This window comes from Candidatus Magnetominusculus dajiuhuensis (assembly GCF_046044395.1).
Classification (GTDB): Bacteria; Nitrospirota; Thermodesulfovibrionia; order Thermodesulfovibrionales; family Magnetobacteriaceae; genus Magnetominusculus; species Magnetominusculus dajiuhuensis.
The window spans coordinates 1-14,749 of sequence record NZ_JBJUSG010000094.1; the positions used below are offsets into that span (position 1 = coordinate 1).

Sequence of the window (14,749 nt, forward strand, 5' to 3'; positions counted from 1 at the left end):
TAGGGGGTACTCTTGCCGGTAACCCAGCGGGTGTAGTTATTTAGACGCTTACCTTAATTCTACGTGGACGGTGGCGTCCGGCTCGTGTTGGGCTTTTTTATTATCTACAATATAAACGGCAATCCTGACTCGGCCAAACACGCCTAAATCAAGGTCGCCCGTGTAATACGGTTCTCCCTTATCGTCATCTCCTTTCCATAGAATGGCTATTTGTTTGTATAGCATTGTTTTCACCTCCTTTCTCAGTTATGGATTTATATAAGTCTTGTCCTGTAACAGCGCTGACAAGGGCTGCCGAATCATGTGTCGGAGTATCTCACCTGTGTGTATACCATCATTATAGTACACTGGTATTTTTCGTCAATTCAAGTTCCAGCAGGAATAAACCGGATAGAAAAGTACTGCAAGAAGAGTACGGCATAAAAGTTTACCGTGCTTGACAAAAACGACGATATTTCACATAATATAACAAGGGGGAAAGCGATGACAGCGACGATAGTTTTTAGTTTGCCTGTAAAGTTTAAGAAGAAAAAGGATGTAGTTATAGCCTCCTGCCCTGTTCTTGATGTTGTAACACAGGGAGAGACGGTTGAAGATGCCCGGAATAATATCAAAGAAGCGGTATCGTTGTTTATCTCAACGTGTTTAGAAATAGGTACACTTGACGCGGTGCTTAAAGAGTGTGGCTTTGAGGCGGCGGAAAAAACAGCAAGGAAGCAAAGCCAAGTTGAAACGATAGAAGTTCCAATTCCATTTACAATCAAAAGTCATAGCCAATCAGTATGCCACGCTTAACGCCGGAAAGCTGGAAAACCCTTGAGTGTATTTTTGTAAATGACGGTTTTGTTTTCAGCAGACAGGACGGTTCGCACAGAGCATATATAAAAAAAGGAATTTTGAGACCAGTGGTAATCCCAACGTATAAAAGTATTGGCACTGATATAATAATCAGCAATATGAGAACGGCCAAGATGACAAGAGAACGCTATTATGAGTTATTGGATATTTGCAAAAAGAGAGCATAAGTCAATTTGTACGTAGTAAAGTATTGATTAGGAAATTCAACTGCTCACTGCTGCCTTCCTTGAATAGTCATTTAAAGATCTTAATGCCAGCTCGGCTGAACACCTGTTGACCGGTTGTTGACTGACATATTTTACATAATAATTTTATAACTTATTGATATTGTTAGATATTGTTAATGCCGAAGGGGGGACTCGAACCCCCACGAAGTTGCCCCCACAAGGTCCTGAACCTTGCGTGTCTGCCAATTCCACCACTTCGGCACAAATGCGGCCTCCCTTACGGTATCACAAATTATTATCACCTGTCAACATGTCCAAAACCGCCATGGCTCAACGTCGGCAGAGGCAGTCCTTCTCTGTATTTTATAAAACCTATGTGCTACGGAAAATCCCCAGAACTTCGCAGTGGTATGTGTTTGGAAACATGTCTATCAGCCTTACAGAGGATGGCGTATATCCGGGCTGAAGCCTTGCCGCGTCACGGGCAAATGTTGATGGGTTGCATGAGATATAGGCAATCGTCTCCGCCTTTAGGGACAGCAGCCTTTCCACCGCCGCCTTGGTGAGACCTATCCTTGGCGGGTCAACAATCACTACGTCATATGTCTTATTTTCCCTTATTGTCTCAAACGATTTCGTTATGTACGATATATTATGTATGTTGTTCTGCGCTATGTTGCGCGCACCGTCCGCCGCCGAGTATGGATTATCCTCAACGATGGTTATCTCTTTGGCCGTCTTTGAGAGGCCGAGGGAAAAGTTGCCAGCCCCACCATAGACGTCAATCACCCTTTTGCCGCTGACATCGCCCAATAATTCCTTCACAGTTTCGACCAATACCTGGTTCAATTCCCAATTGGACTGGAAAAACCCCTGCGGCGACACGGTATAGCTTATCCCTTGCCCGCCGTTATCCCCTATTGACAACTGACAATGGGAATCCCCTGCCGCGTGTGTGCGCTGGTAATCAGGGGCAAGCGCCGCAACAGCCCCGTCAAATCCTATATCAAGCAGAAACTCAAGTTTTGCCTCATCCACATCAGGACCCTTGAGGAAGGCCACCGTGTTGCCGCCCGTAAGCATGTGTATCTCTCTGACGCCATTGAGAAAGCGCGCCCCTTTTAATTTTGCAAGAAATCTGTTTAAAGTGCCGTGTAGCAGCGCGCACTCATCAACGGCTACGATGTCTCTTGTATTCTCCCTGTAAAAACCTATCGTAGGGGCGGCTCCACCGCTTACAGAGGATAACTTAAACTGAACCTTTCTCCTGTAATTCCATTGGCCTCCAAAAATCGTCCCGGCAATGGGTATATCTATTTTTGCGATTCTCCTGAGACAGTCGGCAACTATTTCCTCTTTTAATGACAACTGCCTCTCATATGAGATGTGCTGGTAGTGGCAGCCCCCGCACATGCCATAAACGCGGCATCGCGGTGTGACCCTGTCTGTCGAACCATTGAGAATCTCCACAGCCTCGGCTATGGAGTAATCCCTTCTGATTTCTTTTACCTCTGCCAGCACCTTTTCTCCGGGGATTGCGCCCTTTATAAACACAACCCCATCAAGCCGCGACAGGCACATGCCTCCATAGATGGGGGCAAGTGAGTCCAACTCCAAGGTCTTCATTTTTTACTCAGGAGATTTTTTATCGTGTTTTTCAACTCCGTCATGTCGGCAGATTTTACCACATAGGCATCAGACGCCCATACCGAGAAATCATCCCTGTAATCGTACGCCGTGGACATTATCACGGGCAGATTGGGCTTTTGCTCCTTCATCCTGCGCAGCACTTCAATTCCGTCCATGCCGGGCATAAGTATATCAAGCGTGACAATGTCCGGCAGCTCCCTCGCAAATATCTCAAGGGCCTCTTTGCCGGAACTTGCAATGTAAACGTCGTAGTGCTCATCCTCCAACTCTTCCTTGTACAGTTTCCTGAGGTGTGGGTCATCATCTACTATTAAAACTTTCATTCTATTCCTCCTTATATAAGTTATGAATTTTTAATCTGAATCAACTCGCGCACTGCGTCTGTCTCTCTATGTAGCTTCCCGCATACCTTCCCTCATGTATCTGGCGGCGTCTTCCGGGGGCGTTGGGTTAATGTAGAAGCCTGAACCCCACTCAAAACCGGCTGTCCTTGTAAGTTTGGGGAATATCTCTATATGCCAGTGGAAGTAGCTGTTGTCTTCCTCTGTAAACGGCGTCGTATGGACTATGAAGCTGTATGGCGGCACGTCAAGAATCTTATCCAACATCTTCAGCACGGTTTGAAGCGCCTCTGCCAGATATGTAAAATCGTTGTTGTCCGGCATAAAGGACGACTCATGGCGCCGGGGCAGTATCCATGTCTCAAACGGCACGCGCGGCGCATATGCCGAGATGGCTATGTACGAGGTGTTTTGATAGATTATCCTCTTGTTGATGCTGGTTTCCTGGTCAATGAGGTCGCAGTAGATACATTTCTCCATGAAGCTATGATACTTTTTGGCCGCGTCAAGCTCTTCCTGCACCCTTTTGGGGACGATGGGCAGGGCTATAAGCTGGCTGTGCGTGTGCTCAAGAGTTGCGCCCGCGTCCTCTCCCTCATTTTTGAATATCAGGACGTATTTAAACCGCTTGTCCTTACGCAGGTCAGTCATCCTTGAGTAGAATGCCCAGAGGACATCAGCGGCCGATTTTCTGCTCATCGAAGACAGCGACAAATCGTGATGCGGGGTTTCAATTATTACCTCGTGGGCACCGATACCGTTCATCCTGCCGAAAATACCGTCGCCTGACCTGTCAAGGTCACCTTCAATGTGAAGTGCCGGGAATTTATTCGGCACTACCCTGAGTGTCCAGTCCGAGGCCCCCATCTTATCCGGCCCCCGGAAGGCCATTATCTCGTTTGGAGTAGTGAACTCATGCCCCTTGCAAAACGGACAAAACCCCACAGTCTTTTTTCTCTTGTGGGACGGAGAGATGAAATCTGACGGCCTTTTCCCTCTTTCTGTTGAGATGATAACCCACCTGCCTATTATCGGGTCCTTTCTTAGCTCAGACATTGGTCCTCCTAAACATTATTTTATCAAATCACAACTTTATTATTGTATCATAACAATACTCGGACATTGTATCATAGAGCACTAAGACTTTTAAATATGAAATCAACATTTTTTAGTAAATTAGTAAATAATCCTTTTCAGGACCCTATTCTGTACGTAAGATTCAGGAGGGAGAAGGATGCCGTTATGTTTGACTGCGGGGATGTCTATGGCCTTTCTGTGCGGGAGATACAGAAAATCTCGGATATTTTTGTCACCCATATGCATGTTGACCACTTTATCGGCTTTGACAATGTGCTGCGATGCCTGTTAAACAGGGAGGCGCCTCTTCATATCTACGGCCCCAGGGGCATCATCAACGCCGTTGCACACAAGCTCAAAGGTTATACATGGAATTTAATCAAAGAATACCCGCTAAAGATAGAGGTCTGCGAAGTTCGCAAAGACATACTCCAAAGAGGCAGCTTTCATGCCACCCAAGGTTTTAATCACATCGTCGGCCCGGTAACGGCATTTGATAAAATAATTATGATAAAAGAGGGGATAACTGTGGAGGCCGACGTTTTTGACCATGGCATCGAGGTGCTTGGGTTTAGTCTTCACGAGGATACGCAGATAAACATAAACAAGGCCCTCCTGCTTGAGCGCGGCCTTACGCCAGGCCCGTGGTTAAACGAGCTGAAGGCCGCCATCAGAAATAACTCAAAAGACGCGCAGCTCAATATAGACGGCCATTATTACCATATTGAAGAGCTTCGCGGCCTTGCCATGATAACGCAGGGGCAGAAGATTGCCTATATAACGGACATTTCCCCGTCTGAGGCAAATATTAAAAAGGCCATCGGCCTTGCCGCGGGCGCTGACACGCTCTACATTGAGGCGTTTTTTTTAGCGGAGGATGTTGAGCGCGCCCACAAGAGGAATCACCTGACAACCGCTCACTCAGGGTATATCGCCCGCTGTGCCAATGTTATAAATGTTGAAATAACCCACGTATCACCAAAATATATTACTATGTTAGATAGAATAAAATTAGAGGTCAAGGAGGGTTACCCTCCTTGCGGGAGTTTGAGGGCAGCGCCCTCGATGTCTTAAAAAATGAACTTCACCGTATCACACAAAGATGGAAGCGCACGAACAGGCAGACTTGCCCTTTCCAGCGGCACGCTGCACACGCCCGTATTTATGCCGGTCGGCACTATGGGCGCTGTAAAGGCGATGTCGCCCCGCGAGCTTAGGGAAGTGGGGGCGGAGATAATCCTCTGTAACACATACCACCTGTACTTACGTCCCGGTGAGGATACCATAGCGGAGGCGGGCGGGCTTCACGAATTTATAAGATGGGACGGGCCTATACTAACTGACAGCGGCGGGTTTCAGGTCTATAGCCTTTCTCCTCTGAGGAAAATCGGGCAAGATGGCGTGACTTTTAAATCCCACACAGACGGCTCCACGCACTTCATAGGCCCGCGCGAGTCAATGCGGATACAACGCGCCCTTGGAGCAGACATCGCCATGGCCTTTGATGAGTGCACCCCTTACCCGTCTTCATACGAATACACGCTGAAATCTCTGGAGCTTACGACGAAGTGGGCAGAGATATGCCTTAGAGCTGCCACTAAGCCGCAAACGCTCTTTGCAATAGTACAAGGGGGCGTCTATAAGGATTTAAGGCTACAAAGCGCGGCACAGCTCAGAGACCTGAATTTCGGGGGCTACGCCGTCGGAGGAGTCAGTGTCGGCGAACCAAAAGAAATAATGCACGAAATCATAGGCTACATGGCCTCTGAGCTTCCAGACGATAAGCCACGTTATCTGATGGGCGTGGGGTTTCCTGAGGACATTTTAGCCGCGGTAGAGGCGGGATTTGACATGTTTGACTGCGTCATCCCGACAAGGACGGCAAGGCACGGCACGCTCCTTACGACACATGGCAGAGTTGCCATAAGAAACAGCCAATTCAGGCGTGACCACACACCGCTTGACCCCGAATGCGGATGTTACACATGCCGTAATTTCACAAGAAGCTATCTAAACCACCTGTTTCGCGCCCGTGAAATCCTCGGAATCAGGCTCAACACCATCCACAACCTGTATTTTTATTTAGATTTTATGAAAAAAATCAGGGCAGCCATCGAACAAGACCGTTTCAATAGCTTCAAAAAAGACTGGCTGTCAGAGTATCGAGGTATTTAGCACAGAGGTTTGTCTAATGCCACAATGGTACATGTACGCTTTGAGGGTACGCTGGAAATGAAAATCTGTTCGTATAGTAAGAGTAATTCGGCTCTGGAATATTTAGGCGCATATGGACTATAATACCCTGTACCGCCGACAAATTTATTTACAGGGAGGACAACAGTGGCCGATTTGGATAATGTCAAAGACGCGAAGATGTTTTATACCGATGTGCCCGCAAAGAACACCCCATTCTTTTTAAAAGGCTCAAACTCACTTGATTGGGGGATGAAGAACAGGCTTTCCAATATATTCCATCCCGCAACCGGCAAGACCGTTATGCTGGCCATAGACCATGGATATTTTCAAGGGCCTACGACTGGCCTTGAGCGCGTGGATATAAATATCGTCCCGCTGATACCGTTTACAGATACGCTCATGCTTACACGCGGGATACTACGGGCAAACATCCCGCCTTCATACACGGGCGGCGTAGTGCTGCGCGCCAGCGGCGGCCCAAGTATCTTAAAGGAACTCTCCAATGAAGAGCTTGCCATGAATATCGAGGACGCGATTCGCTTAAACGCCGCCGCCCTTGCTGTTCAGGTCTTTATCGGCGGTGAATACGAAACGAAATCAATTCACAATATGACCAGTCTGATAGACAAGGCCAACCGCTACGGCATCCCCGTACTGGCGGTAACAGCGGTGGGCAAGGATATGGCGCGCGACGCCCGGTATTTTCGCCTCGCTTGCCGGATTTGCGCCGAACTTGGAGCTACCTATGTGAAGACCTATTACACGGCGGAGGGGTTTGATACCATTACGTCTTCGTGCCCCGTGCCTGTTGTGATGGCCGGTGGCAAGAAACTCCCCGAACTTGACGCCCTGACGATGTCATATAATGCCGTCAATGAAGGTGCCCTTGGTGTTGATATGGGGCGTAATATATTCCAGTCCGACTCCCCAACGGCAATGATTCAGGCCGTCAGAAAAGTCGTCCACGAGAACATGAAACCCCAGCACGCCTATGAATTCTACCAGACGCTGAAAAACAAACTCGACAAGAAGAAGGCCAAATGATAAACCGATGGTCAGACGCCGACGCGGAGAAATTTGCAACCGACAATGCCGGAACATGGGGCAGGGCACTCGCCCTCAGGGCCTACTCGGCCAGATTGTTGGGCGCGGACAGGCGCCTCGTTCTGCACGGCGGCGGCAATACCTCAGTAAAAGACGAACATAGAAACATACTCGGTGAAGCCGTTGAGGCGGTGTTCGTAAAGGCGTCGGGAGCGGATATCGCTGAAATCGGCCCGGAAGGGCATGTCGGCCTCGACTTGAACTATCTAAGGGAATTTGCCGCCATAGAAGCGATGTCTGATGAGGCAATGATAAACGAGTTTCGCACCCACATGTTTAGCTCAAACGCCCCAACTCCGTCGGTTGAGACCCTGCTTCACGTATTTCTGCCCTTTAAATACATTGACCACACTCATGCGGACGCGATATTAACACTGGCAAATCAGGCCGACTCCGAAAAATTGATTAAAGAGGCGCTTGGCGCGGATGTCCTTACGGTTGGGTACCACACGCCGGGATTTAAACTCGCGAAGGCCGTTCTTGCCGCCTTTAACAAGAGGCGCCACTGCAAGGCCATTGTCCTCCTTCATCACGGTATTGTTACATGGGGAGACACCGCGCGCGATTCCTACGGCCTTATGATAGAACTTGTCACCGCGGCTGAACAATTTATAATAAAACATACGGCGATACAGCCGAAACGCCACGTTTCGACTGCGCCCGATGAGGCAAGGCAGCGGTATATAAAAATAGCCCCAATTCTCAGGGGACTGCTTGCCGAGGCATCCGGCAGCGAGGACAGGCCATTTAACCGTGTCATTATCAAACCCCTTATTGACGCCGATACCCTTAATTATACAGACTGCGGCATTGGCAGAGAAACTGCCCTTACGCCCCCGGTAACGTCCGACTATCTTATCAGGACAAAGGCCTATCCCCTCTGGATAGACGGCCTGAACTATGAAAACATGGATGTGCTGAGGGCTCAACTCTCCAGCGCTATCGGGGACTATAAAAGCCGCTACGAGGAGTATTTAACCACACACGCTGAGAAGATGGGCGGGGAGACTTCGCGATTTGACTCCATCCCAAGGGTACTCTATATCGAAGGTATTGGCGTGGTATGCTCTGGCAGGGACATCGAATCAGCAACAATAGCGGCAGACATCACGCGCCAGTCTATTGAGATAAAGTCGGCGATTGCCGCAATGGGGCACCAGTACGAGGGTATATCTGAAGAAGATATCTTCGCAATGGAATACAGGACATACCAGCACGCCAAACTCGGCATGTCAGATGAGCCGCCGCTTGCGCGCGAAACGGCAATTATCACAGGTGCCGCGGGGGCAATCGGCAGCGCTATTGCTAGGGAACTGCTTCTAAACGGCTGCCATGTCGCTGTTACGGATTTGCCCGGTCAGAGGCTTGACAGCCTCTATGAGGAGTTGCACAGCCAATTCGGCCTCAGGGTGATGGCCGTCCCGATGGACGTTACAGACCCTGTGTCGGTATCGGGGGCGTGCGGCAAGGTGGTTGAGAGATGGGGTGGGCTTGACATAGTTATTGTCAACGCGGGGATTGCAATGGTCGCGTCCCTTTCGGAGATGTCCATAGAGGCGTTCAGGAAGCTGGAGAGGGTAAACATAGACGGGACTTTGATTATCATTGCGGAGGCGGCGAGGCACTTTGCCCTCCAGAGGACGGGCGGGGATATAGTGTTGATTTCGACGAAGAACGTGTTTTCACCGAGCGCTAATTTCGGGGCATACAGCGTTACAAAGGCGGCGGCGCATCAGGTGGCGCGTATAGCCTCGCTTGAGCTGGCCGGGATTGGGGTGCGCGTGAATATGGTGGCCCCTGACGGCGTGTTTTCAGACGGCGCGAGGAGGTCGGGGTTATGGGAGGAGATCGGTCCGGACAGGATGCGTGCGCGCGGGCTTGACGAAAAAGGGCTTGAGGACTACTACAAGGGCCGCAACCTACTGAAGGCCCGCGTTACGGCCTCACACGTGGCAAGGGCGGTGCTGTTTTTTGCCGCGAGACAGACACCGACAACCGGTGCGACAATCCCTGTTGACGGCGGCCTGCCGGATGCCGTGCCGCGCTGATGCCCATCAGTGTACACCCTGCGGTGTTGCCCCGCCTTTGCCCCCTTTTATCAGCAAGACAAGGGGAAGGGTTGACAGGAGAATGACGAAAATTATAAAGGACGTGTCGTTAAAGGCGAGCATAGAGGCCTGCTTTATCGTATTGCCATAAATAAGACTGTCGGCGGCGAATTTGGAGACATCAGGACTGAACCCGTTGTAACCAAACACCCTTGCGACTGCCGATGAGGCCATCTGGTAGTTCCTGTCAAATGGACTAAGGTGTTCTGTAAGCTGGAACTGATGTACCTGTGCGTGGCGTGAAATCATAGTCGTAACGAAGGCCACCCCGATGCTGGCGCCAATGTTTCTGAGCAGGTTGTAAATAGCCGTGGCATTTCCCATCTCCTCCCTTTTTATCCCTGACATTGTCAGAGTCGTAAGCGGTACAAAGAGCAACCCTGTGCCAACGCCCAAAAATACGCGTGGAAGAAAGACGTTTATATAATCCACATACAGGTTAAACTGGGACAGCCGGAATGTCGAATAGGCGGCTATCACTGTGCCTACGGCTATGAGCCATTTCGGGTTTACCTTAGTCATAAGAACACCCACAATGGGCATCGTTATCAATGTGGCTATGCCGCCGAGGCCAAGCACCTGACCGGCCAGCGTAGCAGTGTAGCCAAGTTGTGTCTGCAGCAGTATAGGCAGCAGCACTATGCTTCCAAACAGGTTGAAAAACACAAAGAAGGCAATCATGCTGCCGGTGGTAAAAGACCTGTTTTTAAACGTGGAAAGATGCACTATCGGGTCTTTGGCAAACCACTCCACCACAACAAACAACAGCAATGAACATACCGATATAAGGGAAAGCCAGAATATAAATCCAGAGGCGAACCAGTCCTCCTGCTGTCCCTTGTCAAGCACTATCTGCAGTGTGGCAAGGCCCAGGGTGAGCAGGGCAAGGCCCATGTAATCTATCCTCATCTTTTGCTTTTTCAGGTAACTGGGGTCTGAGATGAATATCATGCACATCAGCACCGATATGATGCCAATGGGTATGTTTATATAGAAAATCCACTGCCAGCTCCAGTTATCAGTTATCCACCCGCCCATGAGCGGCCCTATGATAGGCCCGAACAGTATACCCACGCCAAACAGGGCCATAGCCGTGCCGCGCTGTTTCAACGGGAATGCCTCCAGAAGTATAGCCTGCGAAAGCGGCTGAAGCGCCCCGCCACCTATTCCCTGTACGATTCTGAAGAATATCAAACTTTGGAGGCTCCACGCACATCCGCACAGAAATGAACTAACAGTAAATATAACTATGGAAAGAATCAAATAGAACTTCCTGCCTAACATCCTGCTGAGCCATCCTGTAAGAGGTATGATTATGGCGTTGGACACGAGATAAGCCGTAACTGTCCATGTGGCCTCGTCTATGCTGGCAGAGAGAGACCCCCTGATGTGGTCTAACGACACGTTTACGACTGATGTGTCAATTATCTCTATGAGCGTGGGAAGCATTACGCTCACGGCAACTATCCACTTGTTTGCGGCAGCGGCGGTGTTGCTCTGGCCAGTGTCCATAAGCCTGATTATATATCCGTCATAACAGTTTTGTCGAGAACTGGTGCATGATTATTTTGTTATATGGTTTTAATTTTATAAGGATAAATTATAATATATAGACAGAGTGAATTCCATAAGCGTAATAGGAGCCGGCAGTTGGGGAACGGTTTTGGCAAACATGCTGGCGTTGAAAGGCCATGAGGTTCGTCTGTGGGCATATGAAAAAGACACCGTTGACTCCATAATAAAGCTGCGGGAAAACAAGCCGTTTATGCCCGGCCTGAAACTCTCCCCCCGGCTCATACCTACGAATAATCTGGCAGAGGCGGTGGGGGCGGCCTCGTGCATCATACTTGTCGTGCCGACACAATTTATCAGGGGTATCTTAACAAAGGCCGTATCGGCCCCCATCAGCCCGAACACCGTTGTCGTTACCGCCGCAAAGGGAATAGAGCGCGGTACTCTGAAAACCGCATCGGCAATAATACAGGAATTCATCGGCAATGAAATCGCGGTGCTCTCCGGGCCAAGTTTTGCCGATGAGGTGGCAAAGAGAAAACCCACCGCTGTAACCCTCGGCATCTCAAACCACTCCAAACATGGACATGCGCTTCAGGAGATGTTTTTCACTGAGTACTTCAGGGTCTATACCCACGAGGACATAATCGGCGTAGAGCTTGGCGGGGCGCTGAAAAATGTCATTGCCATAGCCTCAGGCATATGCGATGGCCTTGGGCTTGGCCTCAATGCCCGTGCGGCATTGATAACACGGGGGCTTTCTGAGATAATCAGGCTTGGCGTGAGCCTTGGGGCAAAGGATAACACGTTTTCTGGCCTCAGCGGCTTAGGCGACCTCGTCCTGACATGTACAGGAAATCTATCAAGAAACTACACGGTAGGTCGGCGTCTGGGCAAGGGAGAGACGCCCGCCGAAATCCTCTCCGACATGAAGGCGGTAGCCGAAGGCGTTGAGACCTCGGCGTCGGCCTTTGAGCTTTCAAACCGAGCTGGCGTGGAAATGCCTATCGTGGAGCAGGTTTATAGAGTAATTCATGAATCGAAAAACCCTGCCGAGGCCGTCCGGCAACTCATGTCACGGGAGCTGAAGGGGGAATTCAGGCATGGATAAAGAGGCCATTAAGACACTGCTCGTCTCCCTGCAAAACGGCCAAATCGGCGTGGATGAGGCCCTAAATAAACTAAAACACCTCCCGTACGAGGATATTGAATTCGCAAAGATAGACCATCACAGACAACTCAGAGGCGGCATAGCGGAGGTTATATTTGGCGAGGGAAAGAAAACCGAAGACGCCATAGAGATAGCCCGCAGGATTTACAATATGAGCGGCAGGGTGCTGATAACAAGGGCGTCAAAAGAAATATACGACGGTCTGCATATTGATGGCGCAAGGTACTATCCCACATCGAGGCTAATTGAGGCCGGTGAGGGGCGAAAAAAGATAGGGCGCATAGTTGTCGTCAGCGCGGGTACGGCGGATATACCAGTTTCTGAGGAGGCCGCTGTAACGGCCTCTTTTCTATCCAGCAGCGTAGAGACGCTCTACGATGTCGGGGTTGCCGGCCTTCACAGGCTGTTAAGTAACGTCGGCGTTTTCGAAGGGGCCAACGTGGTAATCGTGGCGGCGGGGATGGAAGGCGCGCTGCCTTCTGTTGTTGGTTCGCTCATTGATAAGCCCATCATAGCCGTGCCTACATCTGTGGGATATGGGACGAGTTTAGGCGGCCTGACGCCGCTGTTTGCCATGCTTAACTCTTGCGTGCCCGGCATAGCGGTAATGAACATAGATAACGGTTTTGGGGCGGGCTGCCTTGCCCATAAAATCAATATCCTTGCGGTGCACGATTGACTACCAAGCAGACTGATAGACCATCAAAAAAACGCCTGACAATTGAAACCACCGCCGCCTTCCTTCTGAAAAAGGGGCTGATAACGCGTGAGCGTTTCTCGGACATCACGGCAAGGGGAGAGCAGCAGATGATTAGACTCCAACTGCTTAACGAGGCGGGCAGCGCCAAGCGCCCCTCACAAGCCGTCTCGGTTGTCACGCCGGCTGAGGCAATCGCCGCCTTAGAACTTGAGATACCGGGCGCAAACGGCAAACTCCTCAACGAGGATGCCATCACTGAGGCAATCGCCGCAGAGACAGGCATCCCATATATGAAACTTGACCCCATCAAACTCGAACTTGATGTGGTAACAGGGCATGTTCCACGCCCATTCGCATTAAGGCACATGATAGTGCCGGTTGAAAATACTGACGGGGTGGTTACCCTTGCGGTTATAGACCCATATGATATGGAGGCCGTGGAAAGCCTCAAACACGCAAAAAATCTGAAAACTCGCCTCGTGTTAAGCTCAAAGTCTGATGTGCTGAAAATTGTAAGGGAGTTTTTCGGCTTTCACTCTTCGATAGCGGCCGCTCAGGCCGAGATGCAGCCGGGCGTTGACCTTGGAAATCTTGAGCAGTTCGTCAAACTAAGAGGGCAGGGGGAAATCGAGGCCACTGACTCACACATAGTCAGGGCGGTGTCGTACCTCTTTCAATACGCCTTCGACCAGCGGGCAAGCGATATACACATCGAACCAAAACGCGAGAAATCTATTGTAAGGCTGCGCATTGACGGCATTTTACATACCGTACACTCGACCCCTAAGGCCGTCCATGCCCCGATCAGCTCGCGAATAAAGATGCTCTCACGAATGGATATAACCGAAAAGCGCCGCCCGCAAGACGGCAGAATAAAGACTACTCACAACGACAAGGAACTTGAGCTGCGCGTGTCAACCCTGCCGACGGCCTTTGGCGAGAAGATCGTCATAAGGATATTCGACCCCGATATGCTTATGCAGGACATTGAAAAACTGGGGTTTTATCCCCGTGAGTATCAGCTTTATGACTCATTTATCAGAAGGCCAAACGGCATAATATTGGTCACCGGCCCAACTGGAAGCGGCAAGACTACGACCCTGTACTCTACCCTCAGGGTGCTGTCCAGTTCAGAAGTCAACATCGTAACGCTTGAAGAGCCTATTGAGATGGTCATTGAGGAGTTTAATCAGGTCAGCGTACAGCAGGCTATCGGCGTCACATTTGCCAACATGCTTCGCACAATCCTGCGCCAGGACCCGGACATCATCATGGTTGGTGAGATAAGAGACAAGGAAACCGCCGACAACGCTATTCAATCCGCCCTTACGGGGCATCTTGTCCTCTCTACGTTGCACACGAACGACTCCCCTTCGTCTATTACAAGGCTTTTGGACCTAGGAGTCCCGTCGTTTCTGATATCTTCCACACTGATAGGCATAATTGCCCAGCGGCTTGTCAGAAAGATATGTGTCCACTGTAAGCGGGAGCGGGTGTTGACAGAAGACGAAACCGGATATCTTAAATTAGATAATAACACCACTCACACAATAAGCTATGGTGAGGGATGTATAGAATGCCGGGGGACGGGCTATCGTGGCAGGACGGCGATATTTGAGGTCATGGAGTTTACTGAGCGGGTGAGAAGGGCGCTTTCGGACAATGCCGACCTCAACGCCTTATACGCAGCGGCAGCGGCCGATGGGATGACAACCCTGCGCCAGGCCGCGATTCGCAAAATGCTCGAAGGCACAACTACGTATGAAGAGGTCATATTTATGACATAACATAATAGCCTTTGGCTGGAGTTCTGTAAGCGTCTAAATAACTACACCCGTTGATTTCCCTGCGAGGGCATCCCTATC

At 50.1% G+C, this 14,749-nt stretch carries 14 protein-coding genes and 1 tRNA gene; 9 read left to right on the forward strand and 6 right to left on the reverse strand.

Annotated features, from left to right (window positions below):
• Positions 1–48: 48 nt before the first annotated feature.
• Positions 49–225 (reverse strand): hypothetical protein, encoded by a 177-nt coding sequence (locus tag AB7D94_RS12370; protein ID WP_420266197.1) that lies wholly within the window; start codon positions 223–225, stop codon positions 49–51.
• Between the two features lie 258 nt (positions 226–483).
• On the opposite strand from AB7D94_RS12370, the gene AB7D94_RS12375 reads away from it, so the two are divergent.
• Both AB7D94_RS12375 and AB7D94_RS12380 read left to right on the forward strand, forming a co-directional pair.
• Positions 484–795 carry a type II toxin-antitoxin system HicB family antitoxin gene (locus tag AB7D94_RS12375; protein WP_420266198.1) on the forward strand — a complete coding sequence of 104 codons (312 nt, stop codon included), beginning with the start codon at positions 484–486 and terminating at the stop codon, positions 793–795.
• Entirely contained in the window at positions 783–1,025 is a 243-nt protein-coding gene (locus tag AB7D94_RS12380) for a type II toxin-antitoxin system HicA family toxin (RefSeq protein ID WP_420266199.1), read from the forward strand. Before AB7D94_RS12375 ends, AB7D94_RS12380 begins: the two co-directional genes overlap by 13 nt.
• A gap of 177 nt (positions 1,026–1,202) precedes the next feature.
• Here the strand turns inward: AB7D94_RS12380 and AB7D94_RS12385 are convergent.
• The 4 genes from AB7D94_RS12385 to galT all read right to left on the reverse strand — a co-directional run bounded on the left by AB7D94_RS12385 (position 1,203) and on the right by galT (position 4,072).
• A tRNA-Leu gene (locus AB7D94_RS12385) sits at positions 1,203–1,286 on the reverse strand.
• Positions 1,287–1,397: 111 nt separating this feature from the next.
• Positions 1,398–2,651 carry a class I SAM-dependent RNA methyltransferase gene (locus tag AB7D94_RS12390; protein ID WP_420266200.1) on the reverse strand — a complete coding sequence of 418 codons (1,254 nt, stop codon included), beginning with the start codon at positions 2,649–2,651 and terminating at the stop codon, positions 1,398–1,400.
• Positions 2,648–2,998: a response regulator gene (locus tag AB7D94_RS12395; RefSeq protein ID WP_420266201.1), complete on the reverse strand. Its 351-nt coding sequence runs from the start codon at positions 2,996–2,998 to the stop codon at positions 2,648–2,650. Before AB7D94_RS12395 ends, AB7D94_RS12390 begins: the two co-directional genes overlap by 4 nt.
• Positions 2,999–3,064: 66 nt before the next feature.
• Entirely contained in the window at positions 3,065–4,072 is a 1,008-nt protein-coding gene (gene galT, locus AB7D94_RS12400; protein WP_420266202.1) for a galactose-1-phosphate uridylyltransferase, read from the reverse strand.
• A gap of 96 nt (positions 4,073–4,168) precedes the next feature.
• Between galT and AB7D94_RS12405 the strand changes: the two genes are divergently transcribed.
• The 4 genes from AB7D94_RS12405 (at position 4,169) to AB7D94_RS12420 (ending at position 9,441) form a co-directional block, all read left to right on the forward strand.
• A complete protein-coding gene (locus tag AB7D94_RS12405; protein ID WP_420266203.1) occupies positions 4,169–5,167 on the forward strand; it encodes an MBL fold metallo-hydrolase in 999 nt (332 codons plus the stop codon).
• A 3-nt stretch (positions 5,168–5,170) separates the two neighbouring features.
• Positions 5,171–6,268 carry a tRNA guanosine(34) transglycosylase Tgt gene (gene tgt / locus AB7D94_RS12410; protein ID WP_420266204.1) on the forward strand — a complete coding sequence of 366 codons (1,098 nt, stop codon included), beginning with the start codon at positions 5,171–5,173 and terminating at the stop codon, positions 6,266–6,268.
• A gap of 165 nt (positions 6,269–6,433) precedes the next feature.
• Positions 6,434–7,333 carry a 3-hydroxy-5-phosphonooxypentane-2,4-dione thiolase gene (gene lsrF / locus AB7D94_RS12415; RefSeq protein ID WP_420266205.1) on the forward strand — a complete coding sequence of 300 codons (900 nt, stop codon included), beginning with the start codon at positions 6,434–6,436 and terminating at the stop codon, positions 7,331–7,333.
• Positions 7,330–9,441, forward strand: a complete 2,112-nt coding sequence (locus AB7D94_RS12420) for a bifunctional aldolase/short-chain dehydrogenase (protein WP_420266206.1) — start codon at positions 7,330–7,332, stop codon at positions 9,439–9,441. The genes lsrF and AB7D94_RS12420 overlap by 4 nt, the downstream gene beginning before the upstream one ends.
• A 6-nt stretch (positions 9,442–9,447) precedes the next feature.
• Here the strand turns inward: AB7D94_RS12420 and AB7D94_RS12425 are convergent, their stop codons facing one another.
• Complete coding sequence (locus AB7D94_RS12425) at positions 9,448–11,013, reverse strand: DHA2 family efflux MFS transporter permease subunit (RefSeq protein WP_420266207.1); 1,566 nt, start codon at positions 11,011–11,013, stop codon at positions 9,448–9,450.
• Positions 11,014–11,119: 106 nt separating this feature from the next.
• On the opposite strand from AB7D94_RS12425, the gene AB7D94_RS12430 reads away from it, so the two are divergent.
• Genes AB7D94_RS12430 through AB7D94_RS12440 form a run of 3 tightly spaced genes read left to right on the forward strand, consistent with a single transcriptional unit; the run spans position 11,120 to position 14,671 of the window.
• Entirely contained in the window at positions 11,120–12,124 is a 1,005-nt protein-coding gene (locus AB7D94_RS12430) for an NAD(P)H-dependent glycerol-3-phosphate dehydrogenase (protein WP_420266208.1), read from the forward strand.
• Positions 12,117–12,863: a nickel pincer cofactor biosynthesis protein LarB gene (gene larB, locus AB7D94_RS12435; protein ID WP_420266209.1), complete on the forward strand. Its 747-nt coding sequence runs from the start codon at positions 12,117–12,119 to the stop codon at positions 12,861–12,863. The genes AB7D94_RS12430 and larB overlap by 8 nt, the downstream gene beginning before the upstream one ends.
• Positions 12,860–14,671, forward strand: coding sequence for a GspE/PulE family protein (locus tag AB7D94_RS12440; protein WP_420266210.1), 1,812 nt, complete (start codon positions 12,860–12,862; stop codon positions 14,669–14,671). Before larB ends, AB7D94_RS12440 begins: the two co-directional genes overlap by 4 nt.
• Positions 14,672–14,749 lie beyond the last annotated feature (78 nt).

Coding starts and splice junctions, on each gene's coding strand:
- AB7D94_RS12370 (WP_420266197.1), bottom strand. CDS start 225: ATGCTATACAAACAAATAGCCATTCTATGGAAAGGAGATGACGATAAG.
- AB7D94_RS12375 (WP_420266198.1), top strand. CDS start 484: ATGACAGCGACGATAGTTTTTAGTTTGCCTGTAAAGTTTAAGAAGAAA.
- AB7D94_RS12380 (WP_420266199.1), top strand. CDS start 783: ATGCCACGCTTAACGCCGGAAAGCTGGAAAACCCTTGAGTGTATTTTT.
- AB7D94_RS12390 (WP_420266200.1), bottom strand. CDS start 2,651: ATGAAGACCTTGGAGTTGGACTCACTTGCCCCCATCTATGGAGGCATG.
- AB7D94_RS12395 (WP_420266201.1), bottom strand. CDS start 2,998: ATGAAAGTTTTAATAGTAGATGATGACCCACACCTCAGGAAACTGTAC.
- galT (WP_420266202.1), bottom strand. CDS start 4,072: ATGTCTGAGCTAAGAAAGGACCCGATAATAGGCAGGTGGGTTATCATC.
- AB7D94_RS12405 (WP_420266203.1), top strand. CDS start 4,169: ATGAAATCAACATTTTTTAGTAAATTAGTAAATAATCCTTTTCAGGAC.
- tgt (WP_420266204.1), top strand. CDS start 5,171: ATGAACTTCACCGTATCACACAAAGATGGAAGCGCACGAACAGGCAGA.
- AB7D94_RS12420 (WP_420266206.1), top strand. CDS start 7,330: ATGATAAACCGATGGTCAGACGCCGACGCGGAGAAATTTGCAACCGAC.
- AB7D94_RS12425 (WP_420266207.1), bottom strand. CDS start 11,013: ATGGACACTGGCCAGAGCAACACCGCCGCTGCCGCAAACAAGTGGATA.
- larB (WP_420266209.1), top strand. CDS start 12,117: ATGGATAAAGAGGCCATTAAGACACTGCTCGTCTCCCTGCAAAACGGC.